The organism is Pseudomonas sp. GM78, assembly GCF_000282475.1.
Classification (GTDB): Bacteria; Pseudomonadota; Gammaproteobacteria; order Pseudomonadales; family Pseudomonadaceae; genus Aquipseudomonas.
The window spans coordinates 1-16614 of the sequence record NZ_AKJF01000213.1 but is presented as its reverse complement, the minus strand read 5'-3'; the positions used below and the strand labels follow the sequence as shown (position 1 = coordinate 16614).

General features: G+C 62.1%; 17 protein-coding genes. 12 read left to right on the top strand and 5 right to left on the bottom strand.

Annotated features, from left to right (window positions below; translation table 11 throughout):
• Window positions 1-191: 191 nt before the first annotated feature.
• The gene (locus tag PMI35_RS01410; protein WP_008066140.1) at window positions 192-1145 is read left to right on the top strand and encodes an alpha/beta hydrolase; all 954 of its coding nucleotides are present in this window, start codon (window positions 192-194) and stop codon (window positions 1143-1145) included.
• 3 nt (window positions 1146-1148) lie between these two features.
• Here the strand turns inward: PMI35_RS01410 and PMI35_RS01415 are convergent, their stop codons facing one another.
• Together PMI35_RS01415 and PMI35_RS01420 are read right to left on the bottom strand one after the other, a co-directional pair.
• Window positions 1149-2963 (bottom strand): ABC transporter ATP-binding protein, encoded by a 1815-nt coding sequence (locus PMI35_RS01415; RefSeq protein WP_008066138.1) that lies wholly within the window; start codon window positions 2961-2963, stop codon window positions 1149-1151.
• Window positions 2960-3997 (bottom strand): AraC family transcriptional regulator, encoded by a 1038-nt coding sequence (locus tag PMI35_RS01420; protein ID WP_008066137.1) that lies wholly within the window; start codon window positions 3995-3997, stop codon window positions 2960-2962. The genes PMI35_RS01415 and PMI35_RS01420 overlap by 4 nt, the downstream gene beginning before the upstream one ends.
• A 165-nt stretch (window positions 3998-4162) precedes the next feature.
• Between PMI35_RS01420 and PMI35_RS01425 the strand changes: the two genes are divergently transcribed.
• The 10 genes from PMI35_RS01425 to PMI35_RS01470 all read left to right on the top strand — a co-directional run bounded on the left by PMI35_RS01425 (window position 4163) and on the right by PMI35_RS01470 (window position 12360).
• Entirely contained in the window at window positions 4163-5014 is an 852-nt protein-coding gene (locus tag PMI35_RS01425) for a 3-hydroxybutyryl-CoA dehydrogenase (protein WP_008066135.1), read from the top strand.
• Entirely contained in the window at window positions 5001-5660 is a 660-nt protein-coding gene (locus tag PMI35_RS01430; protein WP_008066133.1) for a TetR/AcrR family transcriptional regulator, read from the top strand. The genes PMI35_RS01425 and PMI35_RS01430 overlap by 14 nt, the downstream gene beginning before the upstream one ends.
• A gap of 91 nt (window positions 5661-5751) precedes the next feature.
• Window positions 5752-6165 (top strand): VOC family protein, encoded by a 414-nt coding sequence (locus PMI35_RS01435; protein ID WP_008066131.1) that lies wholly within the window; start codon window positions 5752-5754, stop codon window positions 6163-6165.
• Between the two features lie 130 nt (window positions 6166-6295).
• Entirely contained in the window at window positions 6296-6727 is a 432-nt protein-coding gene (locus PMI35_RS01440) for a hypothetical protein (RefSeq protein ID WP_008066128.1), read from the top strand.
• A gap of 356 nt (window positions 6728-7083) precedes the next feature.
• A complete protein-coding gene (locus PMI35_RS01445) occupies window positions 7084-7860 on the top strand; it encodes an ABC transporter substrate-binding protein (protein WP_008066126.1) in 777 nt (258 codons plus the stop codon).
• A 91-nt stretch (window positions 7861-7951) separates the two neighbouring features.
• Window positions 7952-8641 carry an ABC transporter permease gene (locus PMI35_RS01450; RefSeq protein ID WP_008066123.1) on the top strand — a complete coding sequence of 230 codons (690 nt, stop codon included), beginning with the start codon at window positions 7952-7954 and terminating at the stop codon, window positions 8639-8641.
• 13 nt (window positions 8642-8654) lie between these two features.
• Window positions 8655-9353, top strand: a complete 699-nt coding sequence (locus PMI35_RS01455; protein ID WP_008066122.1) for an ABC transporter permease — start codon at window positions 8655-8657, stop codon at window positions 9351-9353.
• 8 nt (window positions 9354-9361) lie between these two features.
• Window positions 9362-10474, top strand: a complete 1113-nt coding sequence (locus tag PMI35_RS01460) for a succinylglutamate desuccinylase/aspartoacylase family protein (RefSeq protein WP_008066121.1) — start codon at window positions 9362-9364, stop codon at window positions 10472-10474.
• A gap of 18 nt (window positions 10475-10492) precedes the next feature.
• Window positions 10493-11257: an ABC transporter ATP-binding protein gene (locus PMI35_RS01465; protein WP_008066120.1), complete on the top strand. Its 765-nt coding sequence runs from the start codon at window positions 10493-10495 to the stop codon at window positions 11255-11257.
• Between the two features lie 194 nt (window positions 11258-11451).
• Window positions 11452-12360 carry a MurR/RpiR family transcriptional regulator gene (locus PMI35_RS01470; protein WP_008066119.1) on the top strand — a complete coding sequence of 303 codons (909 nt, stop codon included), beginning with the start codon at window positions 11452-11454 and terminating at the stop codon, window positions 12358-12360.
• 28 nt (window positions 12361-12388) lie between these two features.
• Here PMI35_RS01470 and PMI35_RS01475 read toward each other — a convergent pair whose 3' ends face one another.
• The 3 genes from PMI35_RS01475 to PMI35_RS01485 are packed head-to-tail and all read right to left on the bottom strand — an operon-like array spanning window position 12389 to window position 15132.
• The gene (locus tag PMI35_RS01475) at window positions 12389-13408 is read right to left on the bottom strand and encodes an ABC transporter substrate-binding protein (RefSeq protein ID WP_008066116.1); all 1020 of its coding nucleotides are present in this window, start codon (window positions 13406-13408) and stop codon (window positions 12389-12391) included.
• Between the two features lie 37 nt (window positions 13409-13445).
• Window positions 13446-14246: an ABC transporter ATP-binding protein gene (locus PMI35_RS01480; RefSeq protein ID WP_008066114.1), complete on the bottom strand. Its 801-nt coding sequence runs from the start codon at window positions 14244-14246 to the stop codon at window positions 13446-13448.
• 1 nt (window position 14247) lies between these two features.
• On the bottom strand, window positions 14248-15132 hold the full coding sequence (locus PMI35_RS01485) for an ABC transporter permease (protein WP_008066113.1): 885 nt from the start codon (window positions 15130-15132) through the stop codon (window positions 14248-14250).
• Window positions 15133-15513: 381 nt separating this feature from the next.
• Here PMI35_RS01485 and PMI35_RS01490 point away from each other — a divergent pair, with 381 nt between their 5' ends.
• Window positions 15514-16602, top strand: coding sequence for an LLM class flavin-dependent oxidoreductase (locus PMI35_RS01490; RefSeq protein ID WP_008066112.1), 1089 nt, complete (start codon window positions 15514-15516; stop codon window positions 16600-16602).
• The last annotated feature ends 12 nt before the right edge of the window (window positions 16603-16614 follow it).

Here is a 16614-nt window from a genome sequence, read left to right as displayed (position 1 = left end):
GGCGCAGGCCCCCTGTGGGAGCGGGCTTGCTCGCGAAAGCGGTGTGTCAGACAACATCAATGTCGACTGTGCCATCGCCTTCGTCGGAACGCCGCCCGGAGCAAGCCCGCTCCCACAAGTCGCATTTTTTCCCACCCCACGCGCGCATCTGTTAAAACGCGGACTTCATGTCCGTACCGGTGAGCCACCCGATGCCCTCTGCCCTCCTCACCCGTCTGCGCCTGCGCTGGCTGCCGCTACTCTGCATGGCCGCGCTGATCGTCGGCCTGCCGGTGGGTTGCGGCGCACTCAAGTACAAAGAGCGCGAGCTGCTGTTTCGCATCGAGCCGGGCACGGCCGGCTGGTATCGCGGTTTGCCCCGGGACGTTCAGGAGTTCGACATCAAGCCCGCCGATTTCAAGGCCGGGCAAAACCTGCATGCCTGGTGGTGGCCGGCTGCGCGCCGCGACGCGCCGTCGATCCTCTATCTGCATGGCGTACGCTGGAACCTGACCGGCCAGGCCTTTCGCATCGAGCAGTTACGGGCCATGGGCTATTCGGTGCTGGCGATCGACTATCGCGGGTTCGGGCAGAGCCAGGGTGATTTGCCCTCGGAAGCCAGCGTTTACGAAGATGCCCGGGCCGCCTGGGATCGCTTCACCGCGATGCAACCAGACGCCAGCAAGCGCCTGATCTACGGCCACTCCCTGGGCGGCGCGGTGGCCATCGACCTGGCGGCGGACCTGGCCGTACAGGCGAAAAAGGACAAACGCCCGGTTCCGGTGCGCGGCCTGGTGATCGAGTCCACCTTCACCTCCCTGGGCGATGCCGTCACCGAAGTCGCCGGCAACAACCTGCCGGTGAACTGGCTACCGGTGCGCTGGTTGCTGTCGCAGAAGTTCGACTCCATCGACAAGATCGTCGACATCGACATGCCATTGCTGGTGGTCCATGGCCTGGCCGATCAGTTCATGCCGTCGCGGTTCAGCCAGCAGTTGTTCAATGCAGCCAACGAACCCAAGCGCTTGTTACTGATACCCGGCGGCACGCACAACAACAGCATGAGCCTGGGCGGCAGCCAGTACCGCCAGGCGCTGGAAGGCCTGATGAAGGCCAGACCGCAGATAGCCGGGCCGATGGTTTCCCGGGGCGCCGGAGATTCCTGAGGGTTATCGATAGCCCCGCGCCTGCAGGTCGAACAGCTGCGCATAACGCCCGCCGGCCGTGACCAGCGTGGCATGGTCGCCGCGTTCAAGGATGCTGCCCTGATCCAGCACGATGATGTGGTCGGCGTTGCGCACGCTGGAAAAACGGTGGGATATCAGCAGGGTCATGCGGCCTTGGGTGTGCTGGCTGAAATGCTCGAACACCGCCGCTTCCGCCGCCGGGTCGAGTGCCGAGGTCGGCTCGTCGAGGATCAGGATATCGGCGTCGCGGCGCATGTAGGCCCGCGACAGGGCGATTTTCTGCCACTGCCCGCCAGACAGTTCCAGCCCACCGGCAAACCAGCGCCCCAGCTGCGTGGCGTAGCCGCGATCGAGCCGCTCGATGAACGGCGCGGCCATGCCTTCGGCGGCGGCTTGCTGCCAGCGCTGCTCATCCTTGAACGCCAGCGTGTCGCCCACGCCGATGTTCTCGCCAACGGAAAACTGGTAGCGGATGTAGTCCTGGAAGATCACCCCGATCCGCCGGCGCAGCGCATCCTCCTCCCAAGCCTGCAGATCGCTGCCGTCCAGCAGGATGCGCCCTTGATCGGGACGGTACAGCCGGGTCAACAGCTTGATCAGCGTGGTCTTTCCCGAACCGTTCTCCCCCACCAGCGCCACACTGTGCCCCGGCACCAGGTGCAGGTCGATGCCCGTCAGTGCGGCGCGACTGGCACCCGGGTAAGAGAAACCGACGTTCTCGAAGCGCAAGCCGTCGCCAGGCACCGCGCCCACCGTCAGATGGCCGGTGTCGGCAACCACGGGTTCGGCCAGGTATTCGTAGAGACTCGACAGGTAGAGGCCATCCTCGTACAGACCGCTGATGGCGCTGAGGCTGCTGCTCACCGCCGCCTGTCCCTGCTTGAACAACACCAGGTACATGGTCATCTGACCGAGGCTGATGCTGCCGTGGACGGCATCGACCACCACCCAGGCATAAGCCAGGTAGAACGCTGCGGTGCCGAGCAGGCCGAGGACAAATCCCCAGCCATCGCGACGCAAGGTCAGCCGCCGGTCCTCGGCATAAAGCCTGGTGAAGGTGTCGCGGTAACGCTGCAACAGCAGCGGCGCGAAACCGAACAGCTTGACCTCCTTGATGTAGCCCTCATGGGAAAGCAGCGTCTCGATGTAGGTCTGCTGCCGGCTCTCCGGCGCACGGCGGGTAAACAAGCGAAAGGCATCACCGGAAAAGTGCGCCTCGGCGAAAAATACCGGCAACGCGCCGACTACCAGCAACACCAGCGCCCAGGGCGAAAAGTGCACCAGCAGCACACCGAAGCTGATCAGCACAATCAGGTTCTGGATCAGCCCCAGCGACTTCATCACCAACGCCAACGGCCGGGTCGAGGCCTCACGCCGAACCCGCACCAGCTTGTCGTAGAACTCCGAATTCTCGAACTGCACCAGCGATAACGTCTGGGCCTTTTCCAGAATCATCGTGTTGACCTTCTGCCCCAGCTGCACCCGCAACAGCGACTGCTGTACCGACAGCGCCCGCTGCGCGCCGGACAGCAAAGCCAGCACACCCGCCTCCATCAGCACATAACGCACCACCGGCCACAACGGCGCACTGCCCTGCTGCGCATGCAATTGCATGGCAAAAACCACGGCGTCGACAATGCGCTGCCCCAGCCACGCCGCCAACGCCGGAAGCACACCGGCAATCAGCGTTGCCAATACAAGGCCGAGGAACAAACCGCGCGAGGTCCCCCAGACCAGCAGCAAGGCACGCCGCGACTGGTCGAGTAACGAAGTGAAGCGGGCAAGAACCGGGCTCACGCCAAAGGCTCCGCCGGGTCGAGCCGTTCCCCCTGAAACCGCGCCCGATACCGCCCCGGGCTCTCCCCCGTCCACTTCTTGAACGCCCGGTGAAACGCGCTCGGTTCCTGGAAGCCCAGTTGTTCGGCGATATCGCCGATGCTGGCCTGGCTCTCGCGCAACTGTTCGAATGCCACCGCGCGTCGTACTTCGTCTTTGATCTCCTGATAGGAACAGCCTTCGCGCTCCAGTTTGCGGCGGAAGGTGCTGGGGCTCAGGTGCTGTTCCAGGGCAAAGGCTTGCAGGGTCGGCCACTGGCTGTAATGGCTGTTGCGCAAGCGCTGGTGTACCTGGGACGCCAGGCCGTGCTGGTTGCGAAAGCGGATCACCAGCCATTGTGGCGCGGTGCGCAAGAACACTTTGAGCGACGCCAGGTCCTGGACCACCGGCAGGCGCAGGTAATGACTGGCGAACTCGATTTCGGTGCGCTCGGCGCCAAAGGTCAGGTTCGGCCCCCAGAGCAAACGGTCGTCGCTGAGTGACAGGCGCGCATGGCGAAAGTCCGCGCGGTCTATCGGAATGCGCCTTCCACCCAGCCAGCAGAGCAGGCTGATCATCAACACCAGGAACGTCTCTTCGCCGAAACGACTAACGTCTTCGTTGGCCGCTTGACTGTCCAGGCTGATGACCGCCCGTTTGCCGCGCACGGTCAGCGTGCCGCGAAAATCCTCGAGGAACAGGGCGAAGTTGGCCAGGCACTGGCGCATGGCCTTGTGCAGGTCGGGTTCCTGAATCAAGGCGCGGCAAATCAGCGCGAACGCGCCCGGCGGCATGCCATGGGAGTCGAGCCCGAAGAACTCGTCATTCAGCTCGCGGATCTGAATCAGCCACAACGCCGCAAAGGCATTGGCCGATACCCGCGCCGTAGGCTCCTGCATCAGCGCCGGATCGATACCGGCCTGCTCCAGCACAGCCCGTACACGCTGTGGATCGTCCCCCAGCCCGTGGATCATCGCCTGCACGAAGTAGGCGGCTACCGAGTCCTTTTCCCGCATGCGAACGCTTCGCTCCCCATCACCCGAAATGGCAAAAAACATCAGTGCCGTTGAACAGTTTCGGCATAGGCCAACCACCGTGCCGGCTCTAGACTCGCGGCAATAGTACGCTTTCGGCCATCACGGCGGCCAAGGTATCGCAGGGTTTATCGAAAGGACGGCAACATGAATCTGCAAAACATCGGCGTGATCGGCGCCGGCACCATGGGCAACGGCATCGCGCAAGTCTGCGCCCTGGCCGGTTTCAACGTGACCCTGCTGGACATCAGCGAGGTTGCCCTGCAAAAAGCCCTCGCCACCGTCGGCAAGAACCTGGACCGCCAGGTCGCCAAGGAAACCCTGAGCGCCGAACAAAAAAACGCCGCCCTCGACAAGATCCGCACCAGCACCGACTACAGCAGCCTGCACGACGCGCAACTGGTGATCGAAGCCGCCACCGAGAACCTCGACCTGAAACTGCGGGTGCTGCAGCAGATTGCCGCGCAGGTCGGCGCCGAGTGCGTGATCGCCTCCAACACTTCGTCGCTTTCGATCACCCAGCTGGCGGCCAGTGTCAGTCAGCCTGAACGCTTCATCGGCCTGCACTTCTTCAACCCGGTGCCGGTGATGGGCCTGATCGAAGTCATTCGCGGCCTGCAAACCAACGATGCCACTCACGCCCTGGCGCTGGACATGGCAACCCGCCTGGGCAAAACCGCGATCACCGCCGGCAACCGTCCGGGGTTCGTGGTCAACCGGATCCTGGTGCCGATGATCAACGAAGCGATCCTGGTCTTGCAGGAAGGCCTGGCCAGTGCCGAGGACATCGACGCCGGCATGCGTCTGGGCTGCAACCAGCCCATCGGCCCGCTGGCCCTGGCGGACCTGATCGGCCTGGATACGCTGCTGGCGATCCTGCAAGCCTTCTACGACGGCTTCAACGACAGCAAATACCGCCCGGCGCCATTGCTCAAGGAAATGGTTGCCGCCGGATACCTGGGACGCAAGACGGGGCGCGGCTTCCATGCCTATGCCTGAGCGTTGCTCGCGTTTCGCCGAATACCGGGACAAGGTGCTGGAGCTGTTCGCCAGCAAGGGTTTCGGTCAGGTTGGCATGCGTGAGCTCGCCACGTGCCTGGGGCTTTCCCCGGGCTCGCTGTATCACCATTACCCGAGCAAACAGCACCTGTTGCTGGACTTGATCGAAGAGTTCTACGAAGAGCTGCTGGCCACGCTGGGGCGCATCAAGCAACAGGCGCCAGCCAAGCGCGACCGCCTTAACAGCCTGATCCGCGCGCACCTGACCCTGCATCGCGAGATGCCCTGGCATTTTCGCCTGGTGGAACGCGACAGCAGTTGCCTGAACGAAGAGCAACAGGCACGGGTTCGACAATTGCGCGAGCAGTACGAACGCCAATTGATGGTGATCCTCGGCGCCCGTTCGAGGTTCAGTGAGTCGGGACTTCTGGCGGCCGGTCATGCCATCGCCGCCTTGCTCAACAGCGCTCCCTGCTGGCTGACCGCCCATTCGCTGGACGAAGGCGAGCATGATGAACTGCTCGAGAACCTGGTCGGCGGCGCCATCGAACGCTTGCTGGCCCCACGGCGCACGAGCGAGGCTATAAGCCTGGCACGCCCTATCGAGAAAATATCTAAAAATACCCAGGCTCCCACCGCGTTTTAGCGCTTTGCTTGCCCAGTCAATGCCATCGGAATTCGCGCTTGAACCAGGCGTCCAATCCGGTGTGTACCTTCCACTGACCGGGAGCGCAATCATGAAAATCAATCCCTACCTGATCTTCAATGGCGACTGCAAAGCCGCGTTCACCTTCTATGCCGAAAGCCTCAAGGGCCAGATCGAAGCCATGCTGACCTTCGGCGAAACCCCTGCCGCCGAGCACGTCCCCAAGGACCTGCACAATCTGATCATCCACACCCGGCTGGCCGTGGGCGACCAGGCGATCATGGGCTCGGACACCACCCCTGACCGCCCCACCGACGAGATGAGCGGTTGTTCGATTTCGCTGAATGTCGACAGCATCAAGGAGGCTGAACAGGTGTTTTCGGCCCTGGCCGAAGGCGGCCAGGTACAAATGCCCCTCGAGGCCACTTTCTGGGCCGCGCGTTTCGGCATGTTGGTCGACCGCTTTGGCGTGTCGTGGATGATCAACTGCGAGAAGGACCAGTAACAGGGTCGCGCACTACGACGCTGTTCATGCAGGTCCGGCCTGGAACGGCCGGGCATTCTGGAAACTCCCGGGCCGTCTGCTACCGTCAACAAGCCACCCCTGTGGCAGCGGCCCTTCGGAGGACACCACCATGCAAGCCCATGACGCGTCATGGTCCACCCGTTTCAAACTGTCGCTGCTGGCGGGAGGGCTCGCCGCCGCCCTGCTGGCACTCAGCGGTTGCGCGACAGTCGATGCCCAGACCACCGCCTACGTCGGCGTGGAACATCCCGCACCGACCCTGCCCAGTGAAGTCGTGGTGCTGCGCTCCGAGCCCCTTCGCCCGCACATTCGACTGGGCGAAATACTGATCGACGCCAGTGTCGACCCGGCCCCTCCCATTACCGAGGTGGAACAGAAACTGCGGGAAGAATCCGCCAAGCTCGGTGGCGATGCCGTGGTGGTGGTCTATGACCATATCCAGCCGGTAGGTGCCTATCTCAACGGGCCGCTCTGGGCTCGCGACGTACAGACCGTCAATGGCCGCAAACTCAAAGGGATCGTGATCAAGTACAAGATTTGAGTCGCAGGATTTTTCGTTGAAAGTGACAACGCGGGGCGCCGTTTCCCCGCGAGTCACTGGGCGCATTTGTGCCCGCGTACCACCCTGCTTCATCCCTCCCTGGATCCGCTAAAACCTGCTACTGCCATCCTGCCAGCCTGAGCGGTTGCACTTCAGCTTTCCCGATTTCGTCCTGCCGATAGTGACAGCGCCGGCATGCAATTTTTCGTCGCGCGCTGATATGTTTTTTTTCATTTGTTTGATTAATGAAATTTTATGTGCCATTTATAGCCTCGAAAATCCGGCAACGGTCCCCTCGCCAGATCGGACGGCCGTTCCCCGTAACACCCAAACACCTCATCCAGGGAGTCAACAATATGAACAAGACAGAACTTCTAGGTGCTCTGGCACTGTGCGCCGCAAGCCTGCTGGCACATGCCGACGAGGACAGCCTGCGCATCGGTATCGAAGCCGCCTACCCGCCCTTCTCCTTCAAGACGCCAGAGGGCAACGTCAGTGGTTTCGACTACGACATCGGCAACGCGCTGTGCGAAGAAATGAAGGTCAAATGCAAATGGGTCATCCAGGAATTCGACGGCATGATCCCGTCGCTGAAAGTGCGCAAGATCGATGCCGTGCTGTCGTCGATGTCGATCACTGACGACCGCATGAAGTCGGTCGACTTCAGCAAAAAGTACTACCACACGCCGGGCAAGTTCGCGATGAAGGCCGGCAACGTGATCAACGACCCGTTGATCGATCTCAAGGGCAGGAAAGTCGGGGTCCAGCGCTCCTCGACCTATGACCGTTTCGCCACCGAGCAGCTTGAGCAAGCCGGCGTCTCGATCGTGCGCTACTCCTCACAGAATGAAGCCTTTCTCGATCTGGCGGCGGGTCGCCTGGATGCCACGCTCGCCGACATCGTCAACACCGATGAGAGCTTTATCAAGACGCCCCTGGGCAAGGGTTTTGCACTGGTCGGGCCCGACATCAACGACCCGAAATACTTCGGCAGGGGCGCCGGGATCGCAGTGCGCAAAGGCGACAGCGCGAACGTTGCACGCCTGAGTGCGGCGATTGATGCCATCCGCAGCAATGGCAAGTACCAGCAAGTGATGGCCAAGTATTTCGCCTTCGATATCTACGGCGAATAAGCCTCCATCCGAAACCCTGGCGCCGGCCCGTGCGGGCGCCACTTGTGGCTTGTCTCGCGCGCCTCGCGGCGCTCGCTTGAGGAACTTCATCATGCTCCACGGCTACGGATCGAGCATTCTCGATGGCGCCTGGCTGACCATCAACCTGGCCCTGACCTCCATGACCATGGCCATTGCCCTGGGCCTGATCGGCGCCGCCTTTCGGTTGTCGCCGTTCAAATGGCTGGCGGTACTGGGCGAAGGCTATACCACCCTGATCCGCGGGATCCCCGACCTGGTGTTGATCCTGCTGATCTTCTATGGCGGCCAGGACCTGGTGAACCGCCTTGCCCTCGCACTGGGCTACACCCGCTACATCGACATCAATCCCTTTATCGCGGGCGTCTGCACGATGGGTTTCATCTTTGGTGCCTATCTCTCGGAAACCTTTCGTGGCGCCTTCATGGCAATCCCCAAGGGCCAGGGCGAGGCCGGCGCTGCCTATGGCATGAGTGGCTTGCAGGTGTTCTGGCGGATCCTGGTGCCGCAGATGATCCGTTTCGCCATTCCCGGCTTCACCAACAACTGGCTGGTACTGACCAAATCCACCGCGCTGATCTCGGTGATCGGCTTGCAGGACATGATGTTCAAGGCCAAGAACGCCGCGGATGCCACCCATGAGCCGTTCACGTTTTTCCTCACGGTGGCCGCGCTCTACCTGATGCTGACCAGTGTGTCATTGCTGGTGCTGCGCTATTTGGAAAAACACTACTCGGTCGGCGTCAAAGCCGCTGAGCTGTAACGGGGAGAACGTCATGATTCTCGACTACAACCTGATCTGGGAAAACCTGCCGCTGTATCTCAATGGCGCCCTGGTGACCCTCAAAGTCCTGCTGATTTCCCTGGCCATCGGCCTGGTGCTGGCGATTCCCATCGCGTTGATGCGCGTCTCCCGTTCACCGCTGGTCAACTTCCCGGCCTGGCTCTACACCTACGTGATTCGCGGCACGCCGATGCTGGTGCAACTGTTCCTGATCTATTACGGGTTGGCACAGTTCGACGCGGTACGCCAAAGCGCGCTCTGGCCGTACCTGTCCAGTGCAACGTTTTGCGCCTGCCTGGCCTTTGCGATCAACACCAGTGCCTACAGCGCGGAACTGCTGGCCGGCAGCTTGAAGGCCACGGCCCACGGCGAGATCGAAGCCGCCAGGGCCATGGGCATGTCGCGGCTGACCCTGTACCGGCGGATTCTGCTGCCGTCGGCTTTGCGCCGGGCGCTGCCGCAGTACAGCAACGAAGTGCTGATGATGCTGCAAACCACCAGCCTGGCGTCGATCGTCACGCTGGTCGATATCACGGGCGCCGCGCGAACGGTCAGTTCGCGGTTCTATTTGCCGTTCGAGGCGTTCATTACCGCGGGCCTGATCTATCTGGCCCTGACCTTCATCCTGGTTCGTCTGTTCAAGCTGGCCGAGCGCCGCTGGCTGGCCTACCTGGCACCGCGCAAGCACTAAGGAGCCTTATGCAGCACATTCAATACCTCTTGCCGTGGAGTGCCTCGGGCACGGAGCGCAAGCTGTCGCTGTTGCGTTTTGGCAGCGGCCCGCGCAAGGCCTACATCCAGGCCTCCCTGCATGCCGACGAGTTGCCGGGGATGCGCGTCGCCGTCGAACTCAAGCGCCGCCTGCAAGCGCTGGAAGAGCAAGGGCGCCTGAGCGGAGTGATCGAGTTGGTGCCCATGGCCAATCCGATCGGCATCGCGCAGATGTTCCAGGCCACCCATCAAGGTCGCTTCGAGTTCTCCAGCGGGAAGAACTTCAATCGCGACTTCCCGGAACTGACCGAGGACGTGGCGCAGCGCCTGGAAGGTCAATTGGGCGACGATGCCGATGCCAACATCGCCCTGATCCGCCGCGCCATGAGCGATGCCCTCGCCAACCTGCCAGCGGCGACCTCGGAGCTCGACGGCCTGCGTCGCCTGTTGCTGCAGCACGCCTGCGATGCCGATGTGGTGCTGGACCTGCACTGCGACTTCGAGTCGATCATGCTGCTGTATGCCATGCCGCAAAACTGGCCACGCTTGCGCTCGTTGGCCGCCCGCCTCGGTGCCGGCGTTGCCCTGCTGGCCGAGGCTGCGGGAGGCAGCGCTTTCGATGAAGCCTGCGCCATTCCCTGGCTGCAACTGGCCGAGCGCTTTGCGGGGGCCAATATTCCCCTGGCGTGTGTGGCCACCACTATTGAATTGCGCGGTATGGCTGACACCGAACGCGAGACCTGTATCGACAGCGCGCAAGCCATTCTTGGCTATCTCGCCGAGCAAGGCCTGATCAGCGGTGACTGGCCCGTGGCGCCACCGGGCGAGTGTGAGGCGACACCCTTTGCCGGTGCGCAGTACGCCTACGCGCCACACCCGGGGGTGGTGAGTTATCTGCAACCGCTGGGTGCGCGGGTCGAGGTCGGCGATCCGCTGTTCGAAGTGATTGACCCGCTCACCGACCAGCACAGCGTGGTGCGCGCCAGTACCGACGGCATTCTTTATGCCCGCGAACGCCTGCGCTTCGCCCAGCCCGGCCTGTGGCTGGCGAAAATTGCCGGCAGTACCCCCATTCGCCAAGGCCGCTTGCTCAGCGACTGATTCCAGAGAGTTGAAACCATGTACAAACTTGAAATTCAGGACCTGCACAAAAGCTACGGCAGCCACGAAGTGCTCAAGGGCGTGTCCCTGGAGGCGAAAGCCGGTGACGTCATCAGCATCATCGGCTCCAGCGGCTCGGGCAAAAGCACCTTCCTGCGTTGCATCAACCTGCTGGAACAGCCCAACGCCGGCAACATCGTGCTCAATGGCGAACAGCTCAAGCTGGTGAGCAACAAGCTCGGCGGGCTCAAGGCTGCCGAACCCAAACAACTGCAACGCATGCGTTCGCGGTTATCGATGGTGTTCCAGCACTTCAATCTCTGGTCGCACATGAGTGCCCTCGAAAACGTCATGGAAGCACCGGTGAATGTACTCGGCATCAACAAAAAAGAAGCGCGGGAAAAGGCCGAGCACTACCTGAACAAGGTCGGTGTGGCGCACCGCATGGACGCCTGGCCGGCGCATATGTCCGGCGGTGAGCAACAGCGCGTGGCGATTGCCCGGGCACTGGCCATGGAGCCGGAGGTGATGCTGTTCGACGAGCCCACTTCGGCACTCGACCCCGAACTGGTCGGCGAAGTGCTGAAGGTGATGCAGGACCTGGCGCTGGAAGGCCGGACCATGGTGGTCGTGACCCACGAAATGGGCTTCGCCCGCGAGGTATCGAACCAGCTGGTGTTCCTGCACAAGGGCAAGGTCGAGGAACGGGGCGACCCGCGCGAGGTGCTGGTCAACCCGCAGTCGGAACGCCTCCAGCAGTTTCTGGCCGGCAGTTTGAAGTAAGACATCCGCGTACAGCGAGGGTCGGCATCAGATACACTCGCGGACGAGAATCGTGTAGGAGCGAGGATTGCCCGCGAAGGGAACGCCGCAGTGTTTCAGGAACTTCGCGTCATCGTTCTTCTCGGGCAAGCCTCGCTCCTACAGGGGGTTTGCGCGCGCCCCATCTCCAACCCTCAGGAACTGTTGAGCCGGATATGCCGAACCCTTCGAAAGACACCACGGTCTATGCCGCGCCAGTGATGCGCAAACTGGCGGAAATCGTTTCCGATCTACCGCCGTCACTGCGCAAGGTGGCGGACTTTGTCCTGCGTCACCCGCTCCGGGCCGCGACGCTGACCATCGAAGAAATGGCCCATGAAACCTCCACCTCGCCTGCCGCGGTCAATCGTCTGGCCAAGGCGCTGAACCTAGGTGGCTACACCGGCATGAAGGCCGAGCTGGTGGCGACGTTGCAGCAGATGGTGTCGCCGGTCGACAAACTGCGCAACGAACTGGCACATCGACCGGGTGGTGCGTTTGGCCTGCATGAGCAAATCCACAGCGCCAGCAGCAACCTCGCCACCGCCGCGACCAACAACCATGCCGAGACCTTCGAGGCGTTTGTCACGCGCCTGACCGAAGCGCGAAAAATCTACATCCTGGGGTTTGGCAATAGTGTCTACTTCGCCGGTCTTGCCGCCTCGACCCTGATGCCCTTCTGTGCGGACGCTACCGCCATCAGCATGGAGGGCGGCAACGAAAACGCCGCTTACCGGCTGGCCGCCATCACCGATCAGGACGTACTGCTGGCGATCTCCCTGCCACGCTATTCCCTCGATACCCTGCAACTCGCACGTTTCGCCAACGCGCGCGGCGCCTCGGTATTGGCGATCACCGACTCACCCGCCTCCCCGCTTACCGCCATTGCCGAACATGTGCTGTTCGCCCCGGCCGACCATCCGGTGTTGACCAGTTCCAACATCGCCGTGCTCGCCCTGATCGAGGGATTGGTGGCGGGTGTGATGGCCCGCAACAAGGAAGCCGTCAAGCTGGCGACCGAACTGACCGAAAGCGTGATGTCCTACCTGCACATCCCGTCCGGCAACAAAGCGCCGAAAAAGTGATCTGAGCCTTCTGTAATGCCAACCCACGCTAGCGCGCGGGTTGGGTCTGCGTCAGGAACGGCGTGGAAAACAGCGCTGTATCCGTGAGCTTCTCGACGTCGACGCGATGGGGAAAGATCTTCTTTTCCACGAACAGGTCATCGACTTGCTGCAAGGCCTGCACATCCCGTGGTTCGACCGGCAACAGCGACTCGTCGCCCCAGCTTCGCAGGCGTTGCGAGACGTCCAGCGGGATATCGTTGACCCTGGCGAAGACCCGCGCGTATTCGTCGGGGTTCTGCCGGGCCCACTCGAACGCCTTGGCGAAACGCTGCAACACATCACCGAGGGCCTTGCGCTTGAGCGGATCGCCGAGGACTTCATCCGAGGCGGTTATAAAAGTCAGCCCACTGTTGATACCTTCGCCGGTGATCAGTACCCGTGCGCCCTGCTGCTCGGCAAAGGCCTGGTAAATGCCGAACGTTGCCCAGGCTTCGATCTTGCCGGCGTTGAACGCCGCCAGGGCGTCGGTCGGCAGGACGAATCCGACGTTGACGTCCTGCTCGTCGACCCCGGCATTGGCCAATGCGCGAATCAACAGGTATTGGGAAATGCTGCCCCGGGCCGAAGACACCACGACGTTGCGACCCTTGAGATCCGCCACGCTGCGGATGGCCGAATCGGCGGGCACCAGGATCGCAATGCTCCTCGATTGACTGCGCCGAACCGCGACGATGCGCAATGGCGTGCCGCCCGTGGCGGCCGCCAGTACCGGCGTATCGCCGGCGGGCCCCAGGTCGACCGCGCCGGCGCGCAAGGCTTCGAACAGTGGCGCCGCCCCCTGGAAGTTCGCCCACTCGACCTTGTAGTCGATGCCCTCCAGTGCATTGGCCGCTTCGACCACGGTGCGCAGGCCCTTGGCCTGATCGCCCAGCACCAGCGTCACGCCGGACAAGTCGGCTGGCGCTGTGGCTGCCGATTTGCTTTCGAGCGTTTCGCCGCAACCACTCAGTAGCAGCGCGGCCCCCGTGAGCAATAAAACTGCGGATTTCAATACGCGCCTCGACATGGCGTTACCTCCCTGTAGTAAAAAACCGGCGTTGGCATCAGCCATGGGCGAACCGCCGCACTGGGGTGTTCGAAGCCTGGCGCTCGGCGACGGCCGTGGGCTCCACTTCAACCCCCAACAAACCGAGGAGCCGTGCACGAATGGCCTGGAACCCGTCCTGGCCGCTGTCCCGGGCCCGGGGCAGATCGATAGTCAACTGGTCGGCGATCTTGCCGTTCGCCAGGACGATGACCCGATCGGCCAGCAGGATCGCTTCATCCACGTCGTGGGTCACCAGCAGCACGGCCGGGTTGTGTTTACGCCACAATTCGATGATCAGCCGATGCATGCGAATCCGCGTCAGTGCATCGAGTGCGGCGAACGGCTCATCCAGCAGCAACAGCTTGGGTTCGCGCACCAGGCCACGGGCCAGCGCCACGCGTTGCGCTTCGCCGCCGGAGAGCGTGGCCGGGTAGGCTTCCAGGCGGTGCGCCAGCCCCACCTCGGTCAGCGCCTGCACCGCACGCGCCTTGGCCTCAGGGATGTGCAAACCGAGGATCACGTTTTTCCAGGCGCGTTTCCAGGGCATCAAGCGCGGCTCCTGGAACACCGCCGCCCGCGCCTTGGGCACCAGCAACTGGCCGCTGTCGATGCTGTCGAGCCCGGCCAGGCTGCGCAGCAAGGTGGTCTTGCCCGAGCCGCTGGCCCCCAGCAATGCAACGAATTCGCCGGGGGCGATGTCCAGGTCCAGCCCGTCGATGACCCGCTGCTGGCCGAACTGGCGCACCACATTGCGCAGTTGTACCGGCGCGTTCGAATGGGCAGGTTTGGGAGCGTTCAAAAGATCGATGCTCGACATATCAATTCCTCACGAAAGATGGGCGCCAGGCCAGGGCAAAACGTTCCAGGGTACGGATCAGCCCGTCGATCAACAGACCGAGGACGCTGTAGATCAGCAGGCAGATGACAATCACGTCGGTGCGCATGAAGTCCCGTGCATCACTGGCCAGGAAGCCGATGCCGGCGGTGGTATTGATCTGCTCGACGAACACCAGCGCCAGCCAGGAAATCCCCAGGGAGTAGCGCAGGCCGACAAAAAACGAGGGCAAGGAACCGGGCAGGATCACATGCCAGATCAACTCGCGACGATTGAGGCCCAGGGTGTTGGCGGCCTCGATCAACTTGGGGTCGATGTTGCGGATACCGGCGAACAGGTTCAGGTACACCGGGAAGGTGGTACCGGTGACGATCAGCGCGATCTTGGTGAATTCGCCGATGCCGAACCAGAGGATGAACAATGGCACCAGCGCCAGGGAAGGAATGGTGCGCAGCATCTGCAGCGGCGAATCGAGTATCACCTCGCCCCGCTTGGACAGGCCGCTGACCAGGGCGGCGGCGACGCCGATGCTGACCCCGATGCTCAAGCCCACCAGCGCTCGCTGCAGCGACACCAGCAAGTGCTTGCCCAGCTCACCGGACACAATCATGGCCCACAGCGTGCCGCCGATCTGCGAGGGCGCGGCGATGATGCGTTGCGGGATCAGCCCCCACTGGGAGGCCAGTTCCCACAGCAGCAACAGGGCTATCGGACTGAGCAGGCGCAGGAAGACTTCAGGGATACGCCAGTTGCGCAACCATTGCGGGATCAGCCTCGATGGGCCCTGCACAGCGCCGTCATGGCGAGCTGCCTTATTGACGGAAAACGAGCTGGCGGCGCTCGGGGTATCGAAGGTCTTTTCAGTCATCAGGCATCCTTCCTCTTAAAGAACATGGCCAGAGGTGCCATGCATCAGCTACGGTTTTCATGCTATTCGCATAAAAAACCTCAGTGAAATTCTTTTTAGGAATAAACTAATATGATTAAAAATCAGATAGAGCTTTCTTCAGATAAATTATTTGCATAATTATCATGCCCGTCCATGTCAGGCGCGGGGTGCATGGCAGGCACCGCATAAAATGCGCTTGTCTCATATAGATAAATCATCATCATTCATCTAATTCATAATTAACTTAGAACCAATCGGCATTTCACAGTCGCACCCCGCAACGCCTACTTTTGCTCCCACAGACCGACCCCCTGCCAGGTGGAGGCTTGAACCACGCCCTTCCCACGACAAGGAACTCCCATGAGTATCGAATTCATCGGCTACATCGGCGGTCACCATTCCTCGGAAATCCACCCACGCAGCGGCCCCGTCCTGCAACCCGACTATGTGGAAAAAGTCGCACGCGCCCATGATGAGGCCGGGTTTGACCGGGCCCTGGTGGCCTTCCACTCCAACAGCCCGGACAGCACCCTGATCGCCTCGCACGCCGCCAGCGTGACCAAAAACCTCAAATTCCTGATCGCCCATCGCCCGGGTTTTGCCGCGCCGACACTGGCGGCACGGCAGTTCACCACCCTCGACATGTTCAATGGCGGACGGACCGCCGTGCACATCATCACCGGTGGCGATGATCGCGAACTGCGGGCCGATGGCAGTTACATCGGCAAGGACGAGCGTTATGCCCGCACCGATGAATACCTCGATGTGCTGCGCCAGGAATGGACCCGTGAAGTACCCTTCGACTACCAGGGCCAGTACTACCAGGTCGAGGGCGCACACTCGGCGGTGAAGTCGCAGCAACTGCCGCACATCCCGCTGTATTTTGGCGGCTCATCGACGGCGGCCATCGAAGTCGCGGGCAAGCATGCGGACGTCTACGCGCTGTGGGGCGAAACCTACGAGCAAGTGCGCGAAGTGGTCAGGCAAGTGCGCGCCGAGGCGGCCAAACATGGCCGCAGCATCCGTTTCAGCCTGTCGTTGCGGCCGATTCTGGCGGACACCGAGGAACAGGCCTGGGAGCGCGCCGAGCGCATCCTGCAACAGGCCACGGCATTGGCCGAACAGAACGGTTTCGTGCGCCGCGAACCACCGAACGAAGGCTCCCGCCGCCTGCTCGCCGCGGCCGCCCAGGGTTCGCGACTGGACAAACGACTGTGGACCGGTATCGCCGGCCTGCTGGGCGCGCAAGGTAACTCGACCTCGTTGGTGGGCACGCCGGAACAAGTGGCGCAAGCCCTGCTCGATTACTACGACCTGGGCATCACCACTTTCCTGATTCGTGGTTTCGACCCGCTGGACGATGCCATCGACTATGGCAAGCGCCTGATTCCCCTAACCCGGCAATTGGTGGCTGAGCGGGAGCAGCAAAAGGTGGAAAAAGTCGCCTGACAGCCGACCTGG

What these genes read in the sequence shown, in the direction of transcription:
- PMI35_RS01475 (WP_008066116.1), bottom strand. Translation starts at nt 13,408, where the DNA reads ATGTCGAGGCGCGTATTGAAATCCGCAGTTTTATTGCTCACGGGGGCC.
- PMI35_RS01455 (WP_008066122.1), top strand. Translation starts at nt 8,655, where the DNA reads ATGATTCTCGACTACAACCTGATCTGGGAAAACCTGCCGCTGTATCTC.
- PMI35_RS01470 (WP_008066119.1), top strand. Translation starts at nt 11,452, where the DNA reads ATGCCGAACCCTTCGAAAGACACCACGGTCTATGCCGCGCCAGTGATG.
- PMI35_RS01440 (WP_008066128.1), top strand. Translation starts at nt 6,296, where the DNA reads ATGCAAGCCCATGACGCGTCATGGTCCACCCGTTTCAAACTGTCGCTG.
- PMI35_RS01435 (WP_008066131.1), top strand. Translation starts at nt 5,752, where the DNA reads ATGAAAATCAATCCCTACCTGATCTTCAATGGCGACTGCAAAGCCGCG.
- PMI35_RS01410 (WP_008066140.1), top strand. Translation starts at nt 192, where the DNA reads ATGCCCTCTGCCCTCCTCACCCGTCTGCGCCTGCGCTGGCTGCCGCTA.
- PMI35_RS01420 (WP_008066137.1), bottom strand. Translation starts at nt 3,997, where the DNA reads ATGCGGGAAAAGGACTCGGTAGCCGCCTACTTCGTGCAGGCGATGATC.
- PMI35_RS01425 (WP_008066135.1), top strand. Translation starts at nt 4,163, where the DNA reads ATGAATCTGCAAAACATCGGCGTGATCGGCGCCGGCACCATGGGCAAC.
- PMI35_RS01480 (WP_008066114.1), bottom strand. Translation starts at nt 14,246, where the DNA reads ATGTCGAGCATCGATCTTTTGAACGCTCCCAAACCTGCCCATTCGAAC.
- PMI35_RS01450 (WP_008066123.1), top strand. Translation starts at nt 7,952, where the DNA reads ATGCTCCACGGCTACGGATCGAGCATTCTCGATGGCGCCTGGCTGACC.
- PMI35_RS01465 (WP_008066120.1), top strand. Translation starts at nt 10,493, where the DNA reads ATGTACAAACTTGAAATTCAGGACCTGCACAAAAGCTACGGCAGCCAC.
- PMI35_RS01445 (WP_008066126.1), top strand. Translation starts at nt 7,084, where the DNA reads ATGAACAAGACAGAACTTCTAGGTGCTCTGGCACTGTGCGCCGCAAGC.
- PMI35_RS01485 (WP_008066113.1), bottom strand. Translation starts at nt 15,132, where the DNA reads ATGACTGAAAAGACCTTCGATACCCCGAGCGCCGCCAGCTCGTTTTCC.
- PMI35_RS01430 (WP_008066133.1), top strand. Translation starts at nt 5,001, where the DNA reads ATGCCTATGCCTGAGCGTTGCTCGCGTTTCGCCGAATACCGGGACAAG.
- PMI35_RS01460 (WP_008066121.1), top strand. Translation starts at nt 9,362, where the DNA reads ATGCAGCACATTCAATACCTCTTGCCGTGGAGTGCCTCGGGCACGGAG.
- PMI35_RS01490 (WP_008066112.1), top strand. Translation starts at nt 15,514, where the DNA reads ATGAGTATCGAATTCATCGGCTACATCGGCGGTCACCATTCCTCGGAA.